Source organism: Corynebacterium sp. HMSC070H05 (assembly GCF_001837615.1).
GTDB classification, from domain to species: Bacteria; Actinomycetota; Actinomycetes; order Mycobacteriales; family Mycobacteriaceae; genus Corynebacterium; species Corynebacterium coyleae.
This window is the reverse complement of record NZ_KV833342.1, coordinates 1-7,483: the sequence shown is the minus strand read 5'-3', so window position 1 is coordinate 7,483 and position 7,483 is coordinate 1. Positions and strand designations below refer to the sequence as shown.

The 7,483-nt window shown below is 59.8% G+C and carries 4 protein-coding genes, 3 tRNA genes and 1 pseudogene; 2 read left to right on the top strand and 6 right to left on the bottom strand.

The features are described 5' to 3' along the window. From HMPREF2617_RS09885 to mgtE, 3 genes are all read right to left on the bottom strand, one after another. A partial coding sequence (locus tag HMPREF2617_RS09885; protein ID WP_168168348.1) for an MSCRAMM family protein occupies positions 1-1,536 on the bottom strand: 1,536 nt, incomplete at its 3' end. A 265-nt stretch (positions 1,537-1,801) separates the two neighbouring features. After that, positions 1,802-1,877: transfer RNA gene (locus tag HMPREF2617_RS09880), tRNA-Arg, on the bottom strand. Positions 1,878-1,950: 73 nt separating this feature from the next. Further along, on the bottom strand, positions 1,951-3,303 hold the full coding sequence (mgtE, locus tag HMPREF2617_RS09875; RefSeq protein ID WP_070422014.1) for a magnesium transporter: 1,353 nt from the start codon (positions 3,301-3,303) through the stop codon (positions 1,951-1,953). 169 nt (positions 3,304-3,472) lie between these two features. Between mgtE and HMPREF2617_RS09870 the strand changes: the two genes are divergently transcribed. Continuing rightward, positions 3,473-5,914 (top strand): hypothetical protein, encoded by a 2,442-nt coding sequence (locus tag HMPREF2617_RS09870; protein WP_070840625.1) that lies wholly within the window; start codon positions 3,473-3,475, stop codon positions 5,912-5,914. A 42-nt stretch (positions 5,915-5,956) separates the two neighbouring features. Here HMPREF2617_RS09870 and HMPREF2617_RS09865 read toward each other — a convergent pair. Continuing rightward, positions 5,957-6,029: transfer RNA gene (locus tag HMPREF2617_RS09865), tRNA-Arg, on the bottom strand. A 2-nt stretch (positions 6,030-6,031) separates the two neighbouring features. Then, positions 6,032-6,122: transfer RNA gene (locus HMPREF2617_RS09860), tRNA-Ser, on the bottom strand. A 74-nt stretch (positions 6,123-6,196) separates the two neighbouring features. On the opposite strand from HMPREF2617_RS09860, the gene HMPREF2617_RS09855 reads away from it, so the two are divergent. Next, positions 6,197-6,583 (top strand): hypothetical protein, encoded by a 387-nt coding sequence (locus tag HMPREF2617_RS09855; RefSeq protein WP_070840624.1) that lies wholly within the window; start codon positions 6,197-6,199, stop codon positions 6,581-6,583. Between the two features lie 53 nt (positions 6,584-6,636). Here the strand turns inward: HMPREF2617_RS09855 and HMPREF2617_RS12200 are convergent. Further along, positions 6,637-7,483 (bottom strand): annotated as a pseudogene (locus HMPREF2617_RS12200) (hypothetical protein); the annotation flags it as partial.

The window sequence follows — 7,483 nt, the reverse complement described above, 5'->3', positions numbered from 1 at the left end:
AGTGACCACAACCGTGTAGTCACCCGTCGGGATTTCCTTCAGGTCCAGGTTGCCGTTGCCATCCATCGGCACCTCACGACGCTCCTGCGTCTCCGGGTCAACCAACTCAACCTTGGACACAACATCCGGATCAACCGAACCAGACACCGAACCCTTATCACGGGTAACGGTCAACGTGACCTTGCCATCGCTGTTTTCCGGGACGTATGTCGCGACCTCGCCTGTGACCGAGTAACCCTTAGGTGTCTTCACCTCTAGTACGTAAGAACCAATTGGGGCCTTTTCCCAGGTAAATTCACGATCTTTTGTTCCGAAACTGTAGGTATCGGTGTCGTTATGGAGAGCGTTAACTTTAACCGGTACAGGAGTATCGAGCTCTACTGTCAAGGAGCCAATTCGCTTAGTCAGCGAGAAGTTCTTAGTTTCGATGCCATTATTCGTAACGTTAGCGCTCTGCGGGTCAGGCACGGCAAGGTCACCAGGAACAGTTTCGGTCACAACCTCGACCCGGTATTTACCAGTTGGCAAATCCGTAACCGAGTACTCGCCGTTATTTACGTCAACAATCTTTTCAACATCGCGGGTGGCATCTTCGTCTCCGGTAACACGGATCTTCAGATTCGAGCCCTTTGGGGCATTCGTTACAGACCCCTCAATGGAACCCTTCTCGCGCTGCGGAGTGATATCTCCGAGTTTGCTCTCTTTCTCAGCCTCAATCTTCACCTGCCGGCCATCAGGCTTTGCGTATCCGTCTGCTGGTGTAACTACAAGGGTGTAATCCCCCTCTGGAATGCCAGATGCCGAGATTTTACCGTCAGCATCCACCGATACAGACGTAGATCTTCCATTGGCATCAACGAGTTCAACCTTTTGAATTGAGCCACGCTTCGCAGTTCCAGACAAAGAACCCTTGGTGGATTTCGCCTTCATTATGAGTTCAGAGAAGGACGCACCACGGCCCGGGAATCCCGCATTGCTCGCACCTTTCGCGCGAATCAGGAATGACTTGCCATCACGGACGCGATAATCAATCGGATTCTCAAGCTCCAGGGTGATTCGCCGACTGTACTTCCCCTTAGCATCTTCTGAGATCTTCTCAACCTTGGCAGATTTGACCATCACTGATCGGTCACCCTGCTCAACAGTCAGCACCTGGTTCGCAAATTTCTCATCAAGCGCTTTGATCTTACGTTTTTGAGACCGATTCGGGGCATCGACATTTGAAACCGTCAAATAGACATCAAATGTGATCTCTTTGACGTTTTCCAAACCTTTCGGCTCGTTGTCCCCAGCGTAAAGAACCCAGTCCTTCCCCTGGGTAGTTGGACGAACCTGGCTAATTGACAGCTGCTCTTCTGCGGCCGCCTCAAAGGCAAAGGAACCACCAACAACACTCGGCACAGCCAAACCAGACAGCGCCAGCGATACTGCGGTCATACCCGCGATCGCGGTGCGTTTGCCGGAGAAGCCGCGACGTGAGGAACGGCGCGCGGAGAAGTTTGCGTTGAAATCGAACGGAGAGGAAGCGTTGTTCAAGATTGCTCCAATGGTTGATTTTTCTATAACGGGAGAAATTCGGGCAAGAAGTACATAGAACACGAACTTCCGCGCGAGACTTCCAAATAATTTACCAACTTGGACAGGCGCTTTCAAGCGCACTCACATCTAAAGCCCCTGCTTAATCAGTGTTTATTCAGATTTAAAGGGTTTATTAATCTTTGCCGTAATTGCGTCTCAGAAAAATCGCGAAAGAAGCGAAAAGGGAAGGCCCCACACAAACCGTGTGGGGCCTTCCCGAAATTGGTGCGCCCGGAGGGATTCGAACCCCCAACCTTCTGATCCGTAGTCAGATGCTCTATCCGTTGAGCTACGGGCGCAGTGCCTGTTGGCAACGAAGAAGAACATTACACCCGGCAGGGCGCACCACCAAAACGGCAGTTCAGGACACCATTACAGGCCAAGGACACTCTTGGCGATGAGGAAGTAAATGACCAAACCGGTCGCGTCGCAGAAGGTAGAGATGAACGGGTTGGAGAACACCGCCGGGTCGGCGCCGACTGCGCGAGCGATGATCGGCATGATGCCGCCGACGGTCGCGGACATGGCGCACACACAAAAAAGTGTGGAACCGATCACAATGCCTATTTCTTGCCCGAAAACGGCCCACGCGATACCCAAACCGAGGATGCCAAGCACCGAACCAAGGGTCGCGCCGACGCGCAGTTCGCGCCACATGACTTTAAAGATGTCGCCCTTGGTCACGTCGTGAAGCGCTAGCGCACGCGTCACCGTTGTCGCGGCCTGGTTACCGGTGTTGCCGCCGGTGCCGGTCAGCAGCGGAATAAATAGGGACAGCACGGTCACTTGGGCGAGCGTGTCCTCGAAGATACCGAGCACCTGCACGGTCAGAATCGCGGAAACCGCCAGCACGAGCAGCCACACGATGCGGGATCGCACCAGGTTGAGCACCGGCGTGGACAGATACGGCTGCTTCAGCGACTCGGAACCACCCTGACGTGCGGAGTCCTCGCTGTCGGCGAACTCGACGATGTCCTGGGCCTCGTCGTAAGTAAAAATGCCCACAAGGTGCTGGCCGTTATCCACCACCGGGTACGCGAGGTGACCAGACGCGAGCAGGCGACGCGCCGCATACTCGGCGTCTTCGCTCTCCACGACGGTGGGGGTTTCGCGCATGATGGTGCCCACCTCGTCATCCGCACGCGCCTTGAACAGGTCCTTCAGGCTGAGTACGCCGGTGACGTGGTGCATGTCGTCGATAACTGGCACGGTGTAGATCGTCTCCAGGTCATCAACATGCGCGCGCAGCTTATCGACGACCTCCTGCGCCGTCTCCGTCGCACCAACCGCCTCCACATTCGGCGACATGACACGGCCGACCGACCCCTTCTCGTAGGCGAGAATCAGGTCTGTGTAGGCGCGGTCGTCCTCATCCAACTCGTTGAGAACCCGCTCCGCCACCTCCGGATCCATGTGATCGAGCAGCATGACCAAGTCCTCGGTGCCGAGGGCATCGAACAGGCCAGGGATCTGATGATCACCTAAGGCTTCGACGATTTCGGCCTGGTGGGCGGGCGCGAGGGCGTCGAAAAGCACAGCGGCTCGAGGCGCTGGCAGCAGTCGCACCAGCTCCGCACCGCGTCTCGACGGCTGCCGCTCCACCAAACGGACGATGTCACGCAAGTCCATCCCCGCGAGTTTGTGCTGCATAGCAGCCAAATCGCGCGGGGATAGACGGCGGCGCCGCAACTTCCGTTCAATATTGGCCAAATCAGCCGTTTGCATAGCTCTCACACCGCGAGCGTACCTGGCTTCATATTCACCCGAGCGGGGGCTATTCCCAGATAGCTATTCCGCATTTATTACGCATGTGTAAAACTTTACGAACGTTTTGCGATACATCTCGCGGAAACACCCAGGAATCGGCGTTATCGCCCAGACCCAAGGAGCCCCCATGGCAAAAACTGTACGTTCCCGACGCGTATCCATCGCGGCGGGCGCGCTCTCCCTGGCGCTGGTGGCGCCATTCGTATCCCCCGTCAGCATCACCCCGGTGGCGGCAGCTGTCGACGCCAGCGCGTTCGACACCACCTACACCACCACTAACTTCTGGGACGTCGACGAAGCAGTCGTAGAAGGGCTTGTGCTTGAGCCCGGCGACAAGGTCGAAGCAACGGCACTCCTTCTCGCCCGCAATAAATGGCGCTTCCGCACCAGCGGCTGCAACCTGATTCTCATCCGTCCAGAGGCTGCGATCTCCTTCGGGAAGGGCAACCAGAACATTGCGGTCAAGGTAACCAAGGCCGACGGCTCTTCCTTCGACACCACGCTGAAGGTCAACGTCGTGGATAAGAAGGCCGAGGGAAACACGTTCACCGAGCCTGCCGACGCCTGCCCGACCCCCGAGGAACCGACGCCCGAGGCCCCAACCTCGGAGGAGCCCGCTCCGACCACGACCGCTCCTGCAGAAGAGCCAACGTCTGAGCCGGCTCCGACGACGGCTACCCCGCCGGCGGAGGAGTCGTCGACAAGCAATGCCCCGAAGACAACCGCAAACGCCTTCAACGGTCGCTTCAACACCGCCAACTTCTGGAACAAGAAGGAAGCAGTGGTCGAAGGCCTGAAACTGCAGCCGGGTGACACCGTCGCACCGACGACGAACACGATCTTCAACTGGAACTTCCGTAACGACAACGGCACCCTCACCGTGATTCGCCCGCAGTCCGCGACTGCTTTTGGTACCGGCAACAAGGACATCGCTGTGAAGGTGACCCCCGCCGAGGGCGAGGCGTTCACGACCACACTGCGCCTGAACGTTATCGACGAGCGCCCCGTCGGCGAGTGGGAAAAGGAGCTGGAGAAGACCTACCCGGTCGACTTTGAGAAGTCCACCTCCGCCAAGACGCTGGAAGCACTCAAGCTGCCGAAGGGCGTGACCCTGAGCAAGGGTGGCGTGAGCCTGCCGACCGGCTGGAGCGTCACCACCGACGCCGACGGCGTCCGCATCACCCCGCCGACCACCTTCACGGAAGGCGACATTGAACTGCCTGTCTCCGTCGAGCAGGTCCACGACGACGGCACGAAGGACACGTTCAAGGCAACGCTGAAGATTGCTGCGAAGAACCCGTCCAAAACCCCGGCTGAAGTAGCAGGTACCGCAGCAGACATTCTCGGCCCGCTGCTGGGAAGCATCATCGGCGGCGCGACCGGCGGCACCGGCCTGGGCAGCCTGATTGGCAACCTGATCGGTGGCGGCAAGGGCGAAGGCTCCGAAGGCGGCAGCGGCGGCGGCCTTGGTGGTGTCATCGGCAACGCTCTCGGCGGCCTGCTCGGTGGCGGTAAGGACGGCAAGAGCCCGCTGGAGGGCATCGTCAAGGTTGAGGTGCAGCCGAGCGGCATCATCGTCACCGGCAACGCCAACCCGACGGTGGAGATCCGTGACAACGGCTCCAACAATGGTTCCGGCAACTCGGTCGTCGTGACGAACAATGCGAACCCGACGGTGGACATTCGCGACAACGGCTCCAACAACTCGGTTGTTGTGACCGGCAACGCCAACCCGACGGTGGACATCCGCGACAACTTCAACAACAACGGCAACCCGTCCGTTGTCATTACGGATAACCTGAACCCGGTTATCACCGGCAACATGAACGACAACGGGTCCAACAACGGCTCGAACAACTCCGTTGTGGTCACCAACAACGCGAACCCTGTTGTCACCGGCAACGCCAACAACAACGGTTCTGGTAACTCGGTCGTCGTCACGGACAATGCAAACCCGCGCGACAACCTGAACAACAACGGTTCCAACAACTCGGTCGTGGCGACCAACAACGCCAACCCGACCGTTGTCATCACCGGCAACATGAACGACAACGGCTCGAACAACTCCGTTGTGGTCACGAACAACGCCAACCCGGACATCCGCGACAACGCCAACGGTGGTCTGTTCGGCAGCTCGGGTGGCTCCTCGAAGAAGGGTGGCAACGGCGACCAGCAGGGCGGCGACAAGCTCGTCGGCGCCAAGGTCAACGCCACCGGTGGGTCCTCCGACCCGCGCTGCATCGCTTCCCTCGTCGGCCTTGGCGTGCCGCTGGTCCTGATGCTGCCGCTCGCGCTGGCTAACCAGGCGGGCCTCCCGGGCCTGGGTCAGGCAAACGGCCAGGCTGGCGACATCTTCACCGCGGCCGCCCGCAACGCTGGCCTCGATCCTGCCCAGGCGATGGCAATCGGCGGCGGTATCGTCGGCCTGGTTTCCGCGCTGCTGATCGCTACCGCGGTACGCACCTGTGTCCCGGACGTGCAGAGCGTTGACATCAACGTCAACGGCTCGTCCCGCAAGGATAAGGAGGAGGCGCCGACTACGGTTGCGCCGGTCGTCGAGACGCAGTAGCCCCTCAATGCGAAAACCCCCGCTGAGCGGGGGTTTTTCTTGTGCGCCCGGAGGGATTCGAACCCCCAACCTTCTGATCCGTAGTCAGATGCTCTATCCGTTGAGCTACGGGCGCAATGGCGGAGATGACAGGATTTGAACCTGCGGCCCCCGTCAAGGGGGCAACTCCTTAGCAGGGAGCCCCATTCGGCCACTCTGGCACATCTCCAGCGCTGCGTACACATTACCTGTATCCGGGCGAGCAGCCAAATATCACCGAAATCCGTCCGTATACTCGGCCGCATGAAAATCCACACGTGGCTCAATTCCGGACTGGCAGCACGCGACAATTCCGGCGACACCGCGGACTACCTCCTCTGGTTCCCCGCGGCGCTGGACACCCTCGGCACCGGGCCGCTCACCGGCACGCTGCACTTCACGCCGAAGACGTCAGTACTACGCGACGCCCCCGCAGGCACGGTGCTCCTCGGCATCCCAGTGGGTGATCTCCAGGGCATTCCGCCTATCGACGACACCACCACCCCCATCCACCTCACCAACCCCCTCCCCCTCGAGCAGATCCAGGTCGTCGCCGGCCAGAACCGTCCCGACACCAAGCGCGCCATCGAGATCCTGCGCGACGTCCCCGGCGAGCGTCAGTTCCACACCATGCCGGAACTCTTCCCATAAAAGAGGCCGACCCCGAGGTTTAAGTCCCTCGAGGTCGGCTTTCTTGCTGGTGGTTACTTCTCTGGAGTCGTCGTCACCGGTGCCGTAGTGATCGGCATCGGTTCGGACGAACCACCCTTGATCGAGGTGAACGCCTCACCCTTCTCGTTCGAGCACCAGTCGTACAGCACACCACCTGCAGCGACCAGACCAAGCACGCCAAGTGCGATAGTGCCGAAGCGCTGGATGTTCGGGTCGTTGCCAATCGCCTGGATCTGGCGGTTCGCAGCATCGAGCTGTGCTCGGATCTCCGCGAACTGGTCGTTGTCTCGGCCCGCGCCGCCGTGGCCACGATCTGGAGTATCGCGACGCATCGCCGCCTGAATGTCAGCGTTGACCTTGGCCAACTGTTCGTTGATCGCGCCCATGTACGGACGAGCCAACTCGCCACCGACGGCACCAAGCACCGCAATCGGCACCAGGTACAGCAGCGGGGACGCCACAGCGTTAGCCACGCAACGCTCCCAGGCACCGTTGTCCGTCTTGCCGTTCGGCTGCTCAACCTTGGTGGTCGGAACCGGAACAGTCTCGGTGACGGTTTCGGTCACCGGCGGGGTCGGAACCGGAACAGTTTCCGTGACGGTCTCGGTCACCGGCGGGGTCGGGACCGGAACAGTTTCCGTGACGGTTTCGGTCACCGGCGGGGTCGGGACCGGAACAGTTTCCGTGACGGTTTCGGTCACCGGCGGGGTCGGCGGGGTCTTCTCCCCCGGCTTCACACCAAGGTCAACGTCCAGGTATTCCTTACCGGACTCCACAACAACCTTGCGCGACACCTGCGACGGATCCGTCGGGGTGTAACCATCACGCGTCTTGTACTCCACGGTGTACTCACCCGGCTCGACGTCAACCTTCCAGTTG

Bases quoted from the DNA above. Each gene is read 5' to 3' on its own strand.
- mgtE (WP_070422014.1), bottom strand. From the start codon at position 3,303: ATGCAAACGGCTGATTTGGCCAATATTGAACGGAAGTTGCGGCGCCGC.
- HMPREF2617_RS09870 (WP_070840625.1), top strand. From the start codon at position 3,473: ATGGCAAAAACTGTACGTTCCCGACGCGTATCCATCGCGGCGGGCGCG.
- HMPREF2617_RS09855 (WP_070840624.1), top strand. From the start codon at position 6,197: ATGAAAATCCACACGTGGCTCAATTCCGGACTGGCAGCACGCGACAAT.